Origin of the sequence: Saccharopolyspora hirsuta, assembly GCF_008630535.1 — a bacterium.
Lineage (GTDB): Bacteria > Actinomycetota > Actinomycetes > Mycobacteriales > Pseudonocardiaceae > Saccharopolyspora > Saccharopolyspora hirsuta.
On sequence record NZ_VWPH01000002.1, the window covers coordinates 364,551 to 379,599 of the forward strand.

The window sequence follows — 15,049 nt, forward strand, 5'->3', positions numbered from 1 at the left end:
GTTTTGCCTGGTGAGGGCCCGTGAGCATTTTCTGGGGCTATAGCCCTGCAAAGTGCTCACGGGCCATGAGCTGCAGAACCCTTCTCCAGGCCTGAGGATCAGCGCCGCTACGCCGGGGAGACCGACAGGAGCTTGCCCGCGAGGCCGCGGGAGCGGGTGGACAGGCGCTTGGCGATGTCGTTGAGGACCACCGCGGCCGGGGAGTCCGGGGCCTCCAGGACCAGCGGGGTGCCGGAGTCGCCCGCCTCGCGCAGGCGCGGGTCGAGCGGGACCTGGCCGAGCAGCGGGACGTCGGTGCCGATCGAGCGGCTCAGGGAGTCCGCGACCAGCTGGCCGCCGCCGGAGCCGAAGACCTCCATCCGCTGGCCGTCGGGCAGCTCCATCCAGGACATGTTCTCCACCACGCCGGCCAGCCGCTGGCGGGTCTGCATGGCGATCGCACCGGCGCGCTCGGCGACCTCGGCCGCCGCCTGCTGCGGGGTGGTGACCACCAGGATCTCCGCGTTCGGGATGAGCTGGGCGGTGGACAGCGCCACGTCGCCGGTGCCGGGCGGCAGGTCCAGCAGCAGCACGTCGAGGTCGCCCCAGAACACGTCGGCGAGGAACTGCTGCAGCGCGCGGTGCAGCATCGGGCCGCGCCAGACCACCGGGGTGTTGCCCGGGGTGAACATGCCGATCGAGATGACCTTCACGCCGTGCGACTGCGGCGGCATGATCATCTTCTCCACCTGGGTGGGCTTGCCGCCCGCGCCCAGCATCCGCGGCACCGAGTGGCCGTAGATGTCGGCGTCGACCACGCCCACGGACAGCCCGCGCTTGGCCATCGCGGCGGCGAGGTTCACCGTCACGCTGGACTTGCCGACGCCGCCCTTGCCGGAGGCCACGCAGTACACCCGGGTCATCGAGCCCGGCTCGGCGAACGGGATGCGCGGTTCGGCGGCGTCGCCGCGCAGCATCTTGCGCAGCTCGGTGCGCTGCTCGTCGCTCATCACGTCCAGCTCGACCTGGACCGAGCTGACGCCCTCGACCGCGGAGACGGCGGTGGTGACCCGCTGGGTGATGGTCTCCCGCATCGGGCAGCCCTTGACCGTCAGGTACACCTCGACCGCGACGGCGCCGTCCTCGCCGACGGACACGCTCTTGACCATGCCGAGGTCGGTGATCGATCGCCGGATCTCCGGGTCCTCGACCTGGCTGAGTGCCTTGCGGACGGCGTCCTCGGTGGGCGCGGACTGCGTACTGGTCACGGTTACCTCGGCAAGCTGTTGGGAACTTCGCGGAGAGGCCAAGGCTCTCACACCGCCCCTTCGGGGCGATTCCAATGCTACGGATCGGTAGCCCGCCCGGAACAGGGGCGATGGCGCGCGGGGTGGGGCTACGCGGGGTGACGACCGGGGCTTGCGCGGGGGCGCTGCGCAGTCGGATGAACGCGGACCGTAATATCAATCTTCGTGGCCGAGACGGCTCTTGATCGATTACCGACTCGAAACGAGTTGTTGGCGTACCGCAGTTTCCTCCGCGCGCACGCCAGGGTCACGCGCTGCCTGGAGGGCGACCTGATCGCCGAGCAACGGCTGACGCTGGCCGCCTACGACGTCCTGGAAGCGCTGGCCGAGGCGCCGGAGCGCCGGTTGCGGATGACCGAGCTGGCCGACGTGGTGCTGCTGTCCCGCTCCGGGGTGACCCGGCTGGTGGACCGCCTGGAACGGCTCGGGCTGGTGCAGCGGGTCCGGGTGGACTCCGACGGCCGCGGGGTCCAGGCGGTGATCACCGAACGTGGCGAGAACCGGCTGCGGACGGCGACGGCGACGCACCGCAACGGCGTCGCGCGGTACTTCCTGTCGGCGACGGCGGGCGAGCTGGAGGCGCTGATGCGCACCTGCGAGCGGCTGGCCGACGGGGGTGTGCCGTCGCCGCCCGGGCAGCGTGCGCAAGCATGAGGACGTGCCAGAAGCGAAGTTCTCCGCGCCCGGGGTGATCCGCGCGGTCGGGCTGGTGCGGTTCGCGGACCGCAAGTTGTTGCTGGTCCGCGCCGGTTACCAGGACGCGTTCTACCTGCCCGGCGGCAAGATCGACCCCGGCGAGACCGAGGTGCAGGCGCTCCACCGGGAGATCCGGGAGGAGCTCGGCGTCGGGCTGGTCGGCGCGGACTTCTACCGCCGCTACGAGACCGACGCGGTCGGCCAGGGCGAGGGCGTCCAGGTGTCGCTGAGCTGCTACTCGGGCGAGCTGGACGGCGAGCCCGAACCGGCGGCGGAGATCGCCGAGCTCGCCTGGATGACCCGCGAGGAGTACCTGGCCCGCCCGGTCACGGCCCCGGCGATCGTCGCGCTCTACGCCGACCTCGACCCGTCCTGAGGGCGTCAGGCCTCCTCGGCGCGGGCCGGGGTTCGGGTCCGGCGCTTCTCCGCCGGGCTCTGCAGGCCGGGGAGCTCCTCGCGGAGGCGGTCCAGCTCGCCGCGCAGGTAGTCGCGGGTGGCGACCTCGCCGATCGCCAGGCGCAGGGCCGCCAGCTCGCGGGCCAGGAAGTCGGTGTCGGCCTTGGTCTGCTCGGCGCGCGCCCGGTCCTCCTCCAGCGAGATGCGGTCCCGGTCGTCCTGGCGGTTCTGCGCCAGCAGGATCAGCGGCGCGGCGTAGGACGCCTGGGTGGAGAAGGCCAGGTTGAGCAGGATGAACGGGTACGGGTCCCACTGCAGGCCGACCGCGAACAGGTTCAGGCCGATCCAGGTGATCACGAAGGCGGTCATCCAGAAGATGAACGTGCCGGTGCCCAGGAACCGCGCGATGCGCTCGGAGAACCGGCCGAACATCTCCCGGTCGAAGGTGAGCGACAGGTGGCGCGGCGGCCGGGGCTGGTCGAGTCGGCGATGGGTCAGCAGCTCGGGCATCAGCGCGCCTCCCGGTCCGTCGGCTGGTTCGGTTCGGCTTCCGGCAGCCCGCTCTCCCGCCAGCCGTCCGGCAGCAGGTGGTCCAGCACGTCGTCGACGGTGACCGCGCCGATGAGGTGCTCCTCGTCGTCCAGCACCGGCCCGCACACCAGGTTGTAGGCGGCGAAGTAGCGGGTCACCTCGGTCAGCGGGGCCTGCGGGGACAGGCTGGCCAGGTCGGTGTCCAGCGCGCCGGCGACCAGCGTGGACGGTGGTTCGCGGAGCAGCCGCTGGATGTGCACGCAGCCCAGGTAGCGACCGGTCGGGGTGGCCGACGGCGGGCGGCAGACGAACACCAGGCTGGACAGCGCCACCGGCAGGTCCGGGTTGCGGACCATGGCGAGCGCTTCGGCGATCGTCGCGTCCGGCCCGACGACGACCGGTTCCGGCGTCATCAGGCCGCCCGCGGTGTCGAAGGAGTACTCCAGCAGCCGTTTGACCGGGCCGGACTCCTCCGGGGCCATCAGGTCGAGCAGCCGGTTCTTGTCCACTTCGGACAGCTCGGCGAGCAGGTCGGCGGCGTCGTCCGGGCTCATCGCGCCGAGCACGTCGGCGGCGCGCTCGTCGTCGAGGTGGCGCAGGAGGTCCTTCTGGTCGTCCTCCGGCAGCTCCTCGACGACGTCGGCGAGCCGCTCGTCGTCCAGCGCCTCGGCGACCTCGTAGCGGCGCTTGGTCGGCAGGTCGTGCAGGGTGCTGGCGACGTCGACGGCGCGCATCGTGTCGAACATGGCCAGCAGCTGCTGCACGCCCTGCGGGCGGCCGGTGACCTCGGCGAACTCCAGGCCGGTCACCTGGTCCCAGTCCAGCACCTGGGTGGGGCCGTGGCGGCCGAGCCGACCGGTGCGCTCGCGGACGGCGAGCTTGGACAGCTGCCAGTCTCGGGTGCGGGTCTGCTCCATCGCCACGTCGACCAGCACGGCGGGGGCGCCGGAGGCGTCGATGGTGACCCGGGCGTCGAGGAGCTGGCCGAGCACCAGCAGCTCGTTGGGGCGCTGGTGGAACTGGCGCAGGTTCACCGATCCGGTCGCCAGCGTCACCGCGTTGGGCTCGATCCGGGTGACCCGCAGCATCGGCACGAAGATGCCGCGGCGGGTGGGCAGCTCGACGACCACGCCGAGCACGCGCGGCGGCCGCCGCCCGATGCTGAGCCCGGCGACCACGTCGCGCACTCGACCGATCGATTCGCCGTCCGGCCCGAACACCGGCAGCCCGGCCATCCGAGCGGCGAAAACCCTGGTCGCGGCAACCACGCGATCAGGTTAGGCACTCCGCGGTCGGCCCGCTGTCCGGACGGGCCGGGTGACCTTCAGCACGCTCGGGCCGGGCCTGCGGCGTGGTACACAACCAGCAGATCTCGTCGTTGAGAACACTGTCGGCGAATGCCGTCCGCGCTTGTGGAAGCGGCGCCAGCCGCTTGCATCCACCTGCGCAAGGTGACCACCGGCGGGTTCTGAGAGGTTTCCTGGCGAGGACGGCCCCTCCGCCGTGTATTGGGCATACATCAGGAGGGGCATCCGCAGTCCAGGGAAGCTCTCAGGTTCCGCTCAGCGACCACGCAAGCAACGCAACCAGGAACAGTCTTTCGAGGAGGACAACGTGGACGGTCGACGTGCGCGGCGCAGCTGCCTGGCGGTGCCCGGTTCCAGTGCGAAGATGATCGACAAGGCGCGCGGGCTGGCCGTCGACCAGTTCTTCCTGGACCTCGAGGACGCGGTGGCGCCGCTGGCCAAGGCCGAGGCGCGGGAGCGGATCGTCGGCGCGCTCAACGAGGGCGGCTGGGACGGCAAGATCCGCTCGGTGCGGGTCAACGCGCTGGACACCGAGTGGACCTACCGCGACGTGGTGACCGTCGTGGAGGGCGCGGGCGCCGAGCTCGACACGATCGTGCTGCCGAAGGTGAGCACCGCCGACCACGTGCGGTGGCTGGACCTGACGCTCACCCAGATCGAGCGGGCGAACGGCCTGGAGGTCGGCCGGATCGGCATCGAGCCGCAGATCGAGGACGCCGCCGGGCTGGTCGAGGTGGACGCGATCGCCACCGCCTCGCCGCGGGTGGCGGCGCTGGTCTACGGGCCCGCGGACTTCATGGCCTCGATCAACATGCGCTCCCTGGTGGTGGGCCACCAGCCCCCGGGCTACGACGTGGGCGACGCCTACCACTACACGCTGATGCGGATCCTGATCGCGGCCCGCGCGGCCGGGATCCAGGCGATCGACGGCCCGTACCTGCAGATCAAGGACGTGGACGGGCTGCGGCGGGTCGGCGGCCGCACGGCGGCGCTGGGCTTCGACGGCAAGTGGGTCCTGCACCCGGCCCAGGTGGACGCGGTGAACGAGCTGTTCTCCCCGCGCCAGGAGGACTACGACCACGCCGAGAACATCCTGGACGCCTACGAGTGGCACACCTCGGCGGCGGGCGGAGCCCGCGGAGCGGCGATGCTCGGCGACGAGATGATCGACGAGGCCTCCCGCAAGATGGCGCTCGTCATCGCGGGCAAGGGGCGCGCAGCGGGCATGACCCGAACGGACCGCTGGACACCGCCTGCTGGTTGAGCTCCAGCCGCCGATCGGGTGAGACGCAACTTCAATGGAAATCGGAGGTCTGATTTCCATTGAACTTGTTCATCCTGTCCGTGGACCGCAGCTGCGAAGGGCGAACTGCACCGACCGGCAGGTGTCGCATGCGCCGCAGGCGCATAACCCACCCTCGCAACCGGCACCGCCGCGGGTTCACGGTGCCCACCCCTCCGGGGTTCCTTCCGGCGAGGACGGCCCTGACACCGTGTATCGGGTCATACACAAGTCAGGGACCCCGCAGTCCAGGCGGGCGCTGAGGTTCCGCCACCGGCACCGCTGCGCAGAACGAGGTTGGAAAAACCTCATTGAAATTGTGGCCTCCGCCGCCGGTGGGGAGCTCGTCGTTGGTCCGCCAGGGTTGAGGTTCGGGGCAACGGGGGAGAGTCGTTCCGTTCGGGGCCACCGGTCGGCTCCCGCGCGGTAGGTTTCGGGTGATCCGCAGGTGTCGATCGAGAGGGCGGATTCCGAGGTGTCCACCGCGGCTGGAGCGGAGAACGAGCAGGAACTGCGCCTGGCGCTGGCGATGCGCGGCGGTGCGAGCATGGCGGTGTGGATCGGCGGCGCCGTCGCCGAGATCAACCGGCTGCGCACCGCGCTCGACGTCGAGGACCCGTCCGGGGCGCACCCGTGGGCGGCGCTGGCGGAGCTGTCCGGCTACGACTCGGTCGCCGTCGACGTGCTGGCCGGGGCGTCGGCCGGTGGGCTGAACGCCACGCTGCTGGCCGCCACCCTCGTCTACGGCATGCCCTTCGACCGGATGCGCGAGGTCTGGGTGCAGCTGGGCGACGTGGAGGCGATGTCCCGGCCGGTGCCGAAGTTCTGGCAGCCCAGCCCGCCGTCGCTGCTGGAGGGCGACGCCTACTTCCGCGCCGAGCTGGCGAAGGTCATCACCGGCAACGTGCCCGCCGACGCGGAGCTGCCGGGCAACCGCGCCGACCTGCTGCTCACCGCGACCCTGCTGGACCCGGCCGTGGAACAGCGGCTCGACGCCCGCTCCGGGTCGATGCTGCAGGAGCGGCGTACCGCCTCGTTCTCGTTCCGGCACCGGGGGCGGGCGGGTGATCCGCTGTCCGACTTCGGCGCGGGCGAGCAGTTCGACGCGACGGTGCTGCGGCTGGCCCACGCGGCGCGCGCCACCTCGGCGTTCCCGTTCGCCTTCGAGCCCGCTCAGGTGTTCTCCTCGCTCGGTCGGCCACCGGCGGGCGAGCCGAACATGGTCGGGTTGTTCTCCGAGACCACCCCCGATTCCGGTCGCGCGCCGTTCCGCGTGATCGACGGCGGCGTGCTGGACAACATCCCGGTGTCGGCGGCGATCAACGCGATCACCGAGGCGCCCGCGGACCGCCCGACGCAGCGGTGGCTGCTGTACCTGAACCCGGACCCCGTCGCCTCGCGCGGGCAGCGCCGCGAACCGGGGCGCGCGGTCCCGGTCACGCTGACCGCGCTGCGCGCCCGCATGACCCAGGAATCGCTGCTGGCCGACCTCGACGCGCTGGAGGAGCACAACCGCGTCGTGGAGCGAACGGCCTTGCGCCGCAAGGCGTTGTTCGCGCAGCTGCACGCCACCCCGGACGACGAGCGGCTGGCCGCGCTGGCGAACCAGGTCGCCGCCGTCGCGCCGGACCACGCCGTGGTGCGCGCGGAGCTCGACGCGCAGGCGGTCTACCGGCTGCTCACCGAGCCCGCGGGCAGCGAGGACGGGAAGCTGCTGCCGCCGGTGGTCGGCGATCCGCTCGCGGACTGGTCGGCGCCCGCCCGGACCCAGCTCGCGCAGCGCCTGTCGGACGGGCTCGGCCGGGAGGCGACGACGCGGGTCTTCGACGACGCGCGCAGCCTGCTCACCGCGGTCCAGGAATGCCTCGGCTGGGCGTGGGACATCGAGCGCTGGTCGCCGGAGAGCCGGGAGATCGGGCGCTGCAAGTCGGTGCTCTACCGGTTGCGCGCCTTCGGCGAGGTGCTGGAGGGCCACGCGGACCGGTACTGGATCAACGGCGCGAAGCTGGAGCCGATCGTCGAGACCGCCGAGCTCGACGAGTGGGTGCAGCGGGTGCTCCGCCGCCGGGGCCGGTTGCAGCACGCGCTGCCCACGCCGATCGCCCCGCTGCTCGGCGAGGTGCTGGGCGCGGTGGAGGAGGGCGCGGACTTCCAGCGGGTGCTCGCCGAGTTCGCCGCCGAGCTCCGGTCCATCGTGGAGTCCTCGGGCGCGGACGCGGTGCCCGAGGCGACCGGGGTGGACGCGGTGGCCGAGGCGCGCAAGCTGCTGCACCGCGTCGCCGACCGGCTGGCCGCCCTCGCGCCACCGCGCGAGCGGTGCGACGAGCCCGCGCAGATCGGCTATTCGCTGCTGGAGCGCAGCGACCAGCGGGCCGAGGTGCTCCAGCAGCTGGTGGTGCTGACCGCGCCGCTGGACGTGGGCCGGGTGCCGGGCTCGCGGATCAACCTGCTGCGCGTGGTCAGCGATGAGCAGAGCCCGCTGCCGTTCGCGGCGCTGCGCCGCGGGGAAGGCGTTCCGCTGCAGATCGCGGACAAGATCCGCGGGTTGGACATCGGCAACTTCGGGGCGTTCCTGTCCGCCAAGTGGCGGGCCAACGACTGGATGTGGGGGCGGATGGACGCCGCCGCCGCGCTGGTCGGGCTGCTCGCCGACCCGGTTCGGCTGCGGCGGCACGGCGATTCGGAGGCGCTGGGCGACGCGCTGCAGGCGATCGTCAGCCGTCCGACGAAGGCCGAGCTCGGCGAGCTCGACGAGGAGCAGGCCAAGCAGTGGCGCGGCTTCCTGGCCGAGGTGTGGGCGCGGCACGCGGGCGAGGTGCGCGCCGAGCTCGACGCGCTGTTCGCCCGGCCCGACGACGAGCACCCGCTGACCGAGACCCGGAACCTGCTCACCGAGCGTCTGCAGTGGACGATCGCGGCCGAGGAGGTCCCGTACGTGGCGACGGTCGCCTCGGGCGCGGACCAGCGCGGTGGCGGACGACCGGGCACGCCCGCACCGGCGGAGCTGTCGAGCGAGGTCGAGCACTACGCCGTCGGGCGCCAGCGGTTCCCCGACCTGGGGGAGCGGCGGGCGCTGTCGCTGGCCACCCGCTTCGGGATGCTCGCCTACCGGGCCGCCCGCCCGTCGGGCCGGGGCGTGCTGCGCTGGCTCGGCCGCCGGGCGATGACGTTGATCAAACCGCTGGTGATGCTGGTCGTGTACGCCGTGGCCGCGCCGCGCCGGGCAGCGCTGCTCGGTCTGCTGGCCGCCTCAGCGGTGGCGTTCACCGGGATCGGCCAGTCGGAGCTGCAGTCGATCACCGCGTACTCGGACAGCTATTACGAGCTAAGCGGGGAGCAGACGCTCACCGCCACGGCGATCTCCTGCCCGTACGGCGGGTGCGAGGACTTCGGCTGGTTCGCCTACGCCCCGCGCGGTGACTGGCTGGTGGTCGCGGACTTCTCGGGCAGCTCCTTCGGCCCCGGCGTGCTGATCGCGATGCTGCTGGTGGCGGTGTTCGGGGTGTGGTCGGGCAACCAGCTCGCGCGCCGCTTCGGCAGCGGGTTGGCGCGCTGGGTCCCCGCGCTGGTCATCGCGGCGGTGCTGCTCGCCGCGGAGTTCTGGCTGTTCAGCACCGGATTCCGGCTCGGCCCGCTCGGCCTGGCGCTGGCCGCGGTGCTGCTGACCTGGCCCGCGACGATCGCCTACCGGACGGGCGCCCGCATCGGGGCGACCGCCCTGACGGCGGTGGTGTTCGGCGCGGTCCTGTGGCTGACCCGACCGGACGCCTGGAGCGGCGGCAGCTGGATCCTCCTGGCGACGGTCCTCACGGCCTACGCCCACATGATCCTGCTGGGCACGGTCGACGTCCTCCCACCACGGCCGCGCCGAGCCGTCCGGCAGTGACCGCCGCCGGACCGCAGTTTCAGTTGAAACTGTGGTCCCCGGGCACGGCGATCCGCAGTTTCAACTGAAACTGCGGACTCGCGGTGTGCCGGAGGCCGGACGTGCCGGGGACGTTCGCGATTTCATTGAGGTTTTTCCAACCTCGTTCTGAGTGGCGGTGCAAGTGGCGGAACCTCAGCGCCCGCCTGGACTCCGGGTGCCCTGACTTGTGTATGACCGATACACGGTGTCAGTGCCGTCCTCGCCGGAAGGAACCCCAGGGGGGTGGGCACCGTGAACCCGCGGCGGTGCCGGTTGCGAGGGTGGGTTATGCGCCTGCGGCGCATGCGGCACCTGCCGAGCGGTGCAGTTCGCCCTTCGCGGCTGCGGTCCACGGGCAGGATGCGATTTCAATGGAAATCGGACCTCTGATTTCCATTGAGATCGCGTTGTTCGCGCGGGTGGCGGACGGGTGGGACCTGGCCGGTGTGGGGGTTCGCCTCGGTGATCGGGGGTGCTGTTCCGGCTACGGCGGCCAGTTGGCGCGGGGTCAGGCAGGACATCCGGTTCGCCGCCGCGGCGCCCCACGCGTCGAGGCCTGCGCGGGGCAGGTCTCGGGTGGAGGCCACGACCACGATGTTGCCCGCGCGGCGGCGCAGCAGGACGGCGGGTTCGGCGAGGACCAGGACGTGCGGGAACACCTCGCAGACCGAGGCGAACGCGCCCAGCGCGAACGGCAGCTCGCCGCCGTCCCAGATGTTCGCCGCGAACAGGCCGCCGGGCCGCAGGACGCGCGCGATCTCGGACAGGAACTCCACGGTGGCCAGCTCGGTTGCCACGCTGCCCGCGCGGAAGACGTCGAGCACCACGAGGTCGGCGCTGTCGTCCTGCGCATCGCGGACGCCCGCACGCCCGTCCTGCACCCGGACCTCCAGGCCCGGCACCTCGTCCAGCGCGAGGTGCTCGCGCACCAGCTCCACCAGCGGTTCGTCCAGCTCGAACGCGGTCTGCTCGGATCCCGGTCGGGTGGCGGCGACGTAGCGGGGCAGCGTGCACCCGGCGCCGCCGAGGTAGGTCGCCGACACGGCGGTGCCGGGCGGCCAGTGCCGGTCGATCGCCTGCCCGATCCAGGCGACGTACGGGAGCTTCAGGTAGGTCGGGTCGGCGAGGTCCACGAAGGACTGGGTGACGCCGTCGACGGCGACGGTCCACCCGGCGTCCCGGTGCGGGTCGGGGAGCAGCTCGGCCTCGCCGAACCAGACCGACCGCTCGACGCGGACTCGTCCCACCGCGCTCACCCCCTGCCGAAACCCTAGCCAAGACCGGGGTTCCGCCGGATCGCGGGCTTGCGCTCAACCCGAGTTGAGCCGGGAGGCTGCGGCTGGTCCCACCGCCCGCCCGGGGCGGTGGGCGGAACGGAGGTCGGAATGATTTTCGGCTCGGTGGTCGAAGCCGGTCGCGCGCTGCGCGCCGGTGCGACGACCAGCACCGCGCTCGTCGAGGGGTGCCAGGCGGTGGCCGATGAGCTGGACGAGGCGCTCGGCGTGTACCTGACCCGCTTCCGGGAGCCCGCGCTCGCGGCGGCGCAGCGCGCCGACGAGGAGCTGGCGGCGGGGGTGGATCGCGGTCCGCTGCACGGCATCCCGCTCGGCATCAAGGATCTCATCGCCGTCGCCGAGGGGCCGACGACCGCGCAGAGCCTGGTCCTCGGCGACTGGGGGCGCGGGGTCGACGCCGCGGTGGTGTCCCGGTTGAAGGCCGCGGGGGCGGTGATCACCGGCAAGACCACGACCATGGAGTTCGGCTGCGGGATCCCGGACGGCACCAAGCCGTTCCCGACGCCCCGCAACCCGTGGGCCCCCGAGCGCTGGGCGGGCGGGTCGAGCTCCGGGACCGCCAGCGGCGTGGCCGCCGGCATGTTCCTCGCGGGGCTCGGCTCCGACACCGCGGGCAGCATCCGGATGCCAGCGGCGTTCTGCGGGGTCAGCGGGCTGCTGCCGACGTTCGGCCGGGTGCCGAGGTCGGGCTGCGTGCCGCTGGCGCACAGCGTCGACCGGGTCGGTCCGCTCGCGCGCACCGCGCGGGACTGCGCGCTGCTGCTGGAGGTGATCAGCGGTGCGGACCAGGGGGATCCGGACTCGATGCGGTGGTCGTTCGAGTCGCCGGACTTCGACGCCGACCTGACCGGCCTGCGGATCGGGGTGGTGCGCGACGTGCCGGACGGGGCCGATCCCGCGCTGCCGGAGGCGTTCGACCGCGCCATCGCGGTGCTCGCCGATCTCGGGGCCGAGATCTGCGAGGTCGTCCTCCCGTACTGGTCGGAGATGGTCGCCGCGGTGGTGGTGTCGGTGACCAGCGAAGGTCTGGCGCACCACCGGGGCGACCTGCGCACCAGGTGGGGCGACTACTTCACCGCCGCCCGGGGCCTCCTCGCGGCCGGTGCGCTCGCCTCGGGTGCCGACTACGTGCAGGCGCAGCGCGCGCGGCGGTTCGCGCAGGGCGCGGTGGACGAGTTGTTCCGCGAGGTGGACGTGATCGCCTGCCCGACGGCGGTGATCGGCGCCCCGCTGCTGGCGGAGCTCGCCAACGACGCCGGCCAGCAGGACGACGACGAGCTGTTCGCCAAGATCCGCACCCCGTACTGGAACGCCGTCGCGAACCCGGTGCTGGCCATCCCCGTCGGCGCGACCGCCGACGGCCGTCCGCTGTCGGTCCAGCTGGCGGGCGCGGTCCGGGACGAGGCCACCGTCCTGCGGGTCGGCGCGGCCTTCCAGACCTGCACGAACTGGCACGAGAGGAGGCCCGGCCGTGTCGCTGGGTGATCGGGAACTGCACCGGAGGGTCGAGGAGCTGCTCGCCGCGGCGGGCCTCCCGGCCGACGAGAGCGAGAAGCGCGGGCTGGCGTCGGCCTACCGCGCTCGGCTCGCCGCGATCGAGTCCCTGCACGCCATGCCCGTCCCGCGCGAGGTCGGGCCTCGGCCGCACCGCCATGACTGAGGGGAAACAGGTGGACGCGCAACGGAAATCAGCCGCGGTGGTGCTCGCGCTCGCGTGCGCCGGGGCGTTCGTGGTGATCCTGGACGCCACGATCGTCTCCGTCGCGCTGCCCGCGATCCGCGCCGAGCTGGGGTTCACCGACGCGACGCTGCCGTGGGTGGTCAACGCCTACACCCTCGCCTTCGCGGGGCTCCTGCTGCTGGGGGGACGGCTGTCGGACGTGATCGGCCAGCGCCGGATGTTCGTGCTCGGCATGGGTTTGTTCACGCTGGCCCGCGCGGCGGGCGGACTGGCCGTGTCGGCCGAGCTGCTGCTGGCCGCGCGAGCTGTGCAGGGCGTCGGCGGAGCGCTGCTGATGCCGGTGACGCTCTCGCTGCTGACCACGACGTTCACCGATCCCGCGAAGCGCGCGCGGATGCTGGGTGCCTGGAGCGCGGTGGGCGCGGCCGGTGCGGCGTCGGGGCCGGTGCTCGGCGGGCTGCTGACCCAGTGGGCGGGCTGGCGATGGGTGTTCTTCGTGACCGTGCCGATCGGGGTGCTGGCGGTCGTTGTCGCCTGGGCGGTGCTGCCGTCGCGGCCGGGCGGTGCGGAGCGGCCGCGCCTGGACGTGCTCGGTGCTGTGCTGGTCACGGCGGGCCTGGTCGGCATCGTCTACGCGGTGATGCACTCCTCCGAGGCAGCCTGGGCGGAGGTATCGGTGTGGTCGCCGCTGCTGGCGGGGCTCGTGGTGCTGGGCGTCTTCCTGGTGCACCAGTCAAGGTGGTCTCGGGAGCCGCTGGTGCCGCTCGGCCTCTTCCGGCAGCGCTCGGTCAGCAGCGGCAACGTGGTGATGTTGTTGCTGGGGCTGGGTTTCTTCGCCAGCCCGATCCTGCTGTCGCTGTACCTGCAGGACGTGCACGGCTACTCGCCGCTGGGCGCCGGGCTCGGCTACCTGCCGATCGGGGCGGCGCAGTTCGCCGGAGCGCAGGTCGCGGGCTCGCTGTCGGTGCGGTTGGGCGTGCGCCGGGCGGCGGCGCTGAGCTGCCTGCTCGGCGCCGCGGGCCTGGCCTGCATCGCGCTGCTCACCGGGGTGCACGCCTCGTACGCGACCTCGGTGATGCTGCCGGGCCTGGTCTTCGGGTTCGGCACGACCGCGGCGTTCACCCCGATCACGATGGGCGCGACCAGCGGGGTCCCGGCGCACCAGAACGGCCTGGCCGCGGGACTGCTGAACACGGTCCGCCAGACCAGCGGCGCGATCGGGCTGGCTGCGCTGAGCGTGCTGTCCGCGGCGGCGGCCGCGTCGTGGCGGAGCGCGCACCCCGGTGACGAGCTCGACGCGCTGGCGCACGGCTACACCGCGGCGTTCTCCGCCTCGGCGGTGTGCGTCGCGGTCGCGGGGATCATCGCCGCCGCGGCGATGCCCGGGATGTCGGTCTCGGCGCGGAAACCCGGGCAGCGCTCGGGATCTTCGGGGGAGTGGCAGCCGAGCAGCCGGTCCAGGTAGGCGCGGGCGCGGGTCAGCTCGGCCTGCTGCCGTTCGACCTCGCGGATCCGGGCGGCGACCTCGTCGAGCCAGGCCGGTCCGCCGGACAGCATGAGGGCGATCTGGTCCAGGCCGAACTGCCCGCTCCGGCGCCACTCCTTGATCAGGGCGATGCGGTAGAGCTGATCGGTGTCGTACCAGCGCTGCCCGCCGCGCCGGTGCGGCGCGATCAGCCCGCGCCGCTCCCAGTAGTGCAACGTCGAGACGGCCAGGTCGAAGTGGTCGGCGACGACTCGGATGGGGGTCAAGACGGTCACGGATCCATTCGACCGCACTCCGTTAAGTAAGGCAAGCCTAAGTCGTCTTCGCCGCCTCCGCGCGGGCCCATCACCCGGCCGGGGATGCGGGCTGCGGCTGGGACCGACATGATCTCCGGGAAGCCCCCGCAGGGTAGCCTGATGGGGGAAGGGACATTGCGGCGGAATCGGGCTCGCCCGGCCACCGCCGTCCCGACCTTGGCAGCACGTTCCACGGAGGTGTCAGCGGTGTCCAACCCATTCACCGGCGCCAGCCGGCCGACGCCGGGCACACCCAACCTGCCCACGCCGCCGAGCGGCTGGCCGATCGGCTCCTACAGCACCTACGAAGAGGCGCAGCGCGCCGTGGACCACCTCGCGGACAGCGACTTCCCGGTGCAGGAGGTGACCATCGTCGGCGTCGACCTGATGCTCGTCGAGCGGGTCACCGGGCGGCTGACCTGGGGTCGGGTGCTGGGCGGCGGTGCGGCGTCCGGCGCGTGGTTCGGCCTGCTCGTCGGCCTGATCATGGGCATGTTCACCCCGCAGGGCAGCTGGCTCGGCCCGGTGCTGGCCGGTCTCGGCGCGGGTGTGCTGTTCGGCCTGGTCTTCGCCGCGGTCGGCTACGCCTCCACCCGGGGCCGCCGCGACTTCTCCTCGGCGAGCCAGCTGGTCGCGGGCCGCTACGACGTCCTGGCCCAACCCCGCCACGCGGAACAGGGCCGAGACCTCCTCGCCAAGCTCGCGATGAAACCCCCACCCACCCAGTGACCTCGCCCACGCCCAGGCCCTTCGGAGCCTGGGCGTGGTGCTTTCAGGGGAGTGTTGCGGGGCGTTCGGGGTAGCCGGGTGTTGCCGGTTTCGTCGATTTTCACGTGTTGGCAACAAGGGGCAGCGCTGTCTTGCCTTGACTGATCAAGAGGCCTAG

The 15,049-nt window shown here is 72.5% G+C and carries 12 protein-coding genes and 1 pseudogene; 8 read left to right on the top strand and 5 right to left on the bottom strand.

Features of this window, described 5'->3' with window-relative positions; genetic code table 11:
- Window positions 1-107: 107 nt before the first annotated feature.
- Window positions 108-1,247 (bottom strand): Mrp/NBP35 family ATP-binding protein, encoded by a 1,140-nt coding sequence (locus tag F1721_RS04780; RefSeq protein ID WP_150065298.1) that lies wholly within the window; start codon window positions 1,245-1,247, stop codon window positions 108-110.
- Between the two features lie 246 nt (window positions 1,248-1,493).
- Here F1721_RS04780 and F1721_RS04785 point away from each other — a divergent pair, with 246 nt between their 5' ends.
- The gene (locus F1721_RS04785) at window positions 1,494-1,940 is read left to right on the top strand and encodes a MarR family winged helix-turn-helix transcriptional regulator (RefSeq protein ID WP_150065564.1); all 447 of its coding nucleotides are present in this window, start codon (window positions 1,494-1,496) and stop codon (window positions 1,938-1,940) included.
- A 4-nt stretch (window positions 1,941-1,944) separates the two neighbouring features.
- The gene (locus tag F1721_RS04790; protein ID WP_246154230.1) at window positions 1,945-2,358 is read left to right on the top strand and encodes an NUDIX hydrolase; all 414 of its coding nucleotides are present in this window, start codon (window positions 1,945-1,947) and stop codon (window positions 2,356-2,358) included.
- Between the two features lie 5 nt (window positions 2,359-2,363).
- Here F1721_RS04790 and F1721_RS04795 read toward each other — a convergent pair whose 3' ends face one another.
- Both F1721_RS04795 and F1721_RS04800 read right to left on the bottom strand, forming a co-directional pair.
- Window positions 2,364-2,888 carry a DUF1003 domain-containing protein gene (locus F1721_RS04795; RefSeq protein WP_150065300.1) on the bottom strand — a complete coding sequence of 175 codons (525 nt, stop codon included), beginning with the start codon at window positions 2,886-2,888 and terminating at the stop codon, window positions 2,364-2,366.
- Window positions 2,888-4,177 (bottom strand): magnesium transporter MgtE N-terminal domain-containing protein, encoded by a 1,290-nt coding sequence (locus F1721_RS04800; RefSeq protein ID WP_211840331.1) that lies wholly within the window; start codon window positions 4,175-4,177, stop codon window positions 2,888-2,890. Before F1721_RS04800 ends, F1721_RS04795 begins: the two co-directional genes overlap by 1 nt.
- 346 nt (window positions 4,178-4,523) lie before the next feature.
- Here F1721_RS04800 and F1721_RS04805 point away from each other — a divergent pair, with 346 nt between their 5' ends.
- Complete coding sequence (locus F1721_RS04805) at window positions 4,524-5,480, top strand: HpcH/HpaI aldolase/citrate lyase family protein (RefSeq protein ID WP_150065301.1); 957 nt, start codon at window positions 4,524-4,526, stop codon at window positions 5,478-5,480.
- A 466-nt stretch (window positions 5,481-5,946) separates the two neighbouring features.
- Window positions 5,947-9,384: a patatin-like protein gene (locus tag F1721_RS04810; RefSeq protein WP_246154233.1), complete on the top strand. Its 3,438-nt coding sequence runs from the start codon at window positions 5,947-5,949 to the stop codon at window positions 9,382-9,384.
- A gap of 389 nt (window positions 9,385-9,773) precedes the next feature.
- On the opposite strand, the gene F1721_RS04815 is transcribed toward F1721_RS04810, so the two are convergent.
- Window positions 9,774-10,652, bottom strand: coding sequence for a spermidine synthase (locus F1721_RS04815; protein ID WP_246154245.1), 879 nt, complete (start codon window positions 10,650-10,652; stop codon window positions 9,774-9,776).
- 138 nt (window positions 10,653-10,790) lie between these two features.
- Between F1721_RS04815 and F1721_RS04820 the strand changes: the two genes are divergently transcribed.
- Genes F1721_RS04820 through F1721_RS04830 form a run of 3 tightly spaced genes read left to right on the top strand, consistent with a single transcriptional unit; the run spans window position 10,791 to window position 13,846 of the window.
- Entirely contained in the window at window positions 10,791-12,185 is a 1,395-nt protein-coding gene (locus F1721_RS04820; protein WP_150065303.1) for an amidase, read from the top strand.
- A complete protein-coding gene (locus F1721_RS04825; RefSeq protein ID WP_150065304.1) occupies window positions 12,172-12,360 on the top strand; it encodes a hypothetical protein in 189 nt (62 codons plus the stop codon). The genes F1721_RS04820 and F1721_RS04825 overlap by 14 nt, the downstream gene beginning before the upstream one ends.
- 10 nt (window positions 12,361-12,370) lie before the next feature.
- Window positions 12,371-13,846, top strand: coding sequence for a DHA2 family efflux MFS transporter permease subunit (locus F1721_RS04830; RefSeq protein WP_246154250.1), 1,476 nt, complete (start codon window positions 12,371-12,373; stop codon window positions 13,844-13,846).
- Window positions 13,847-13,941: 95 nt separating this feature from the next.
- On the opposite strand, the pseudogene F1721_RS34915 reads toward F1721_RS04830, so the two are convergent.
- A pseudogene (locus tag F1721_RS34915) lies at window positions 13,942-14,160 on the bottom strand (helix-turn-helix domain-containing protein); the annotation flags it as partial.
- Window positions 14,161-14,370: 210 nt separating this feature from the next.
- On the opposite strand from F1721_RS34915, the gene F1721_RS04840 reads away from it, so the two are divergent.
- A complete protein-coding gene (locus F1721_RS04840; RefSeq protein WP_150065306.1) occupies window positions 14,371-14,892 on the top strand; it encodes a YflT domain-containing protein in 522 nt (173 codons plus the stop codon).
- Window positions 14,893-15,049 lie beyond the last annotated feature (157 nt).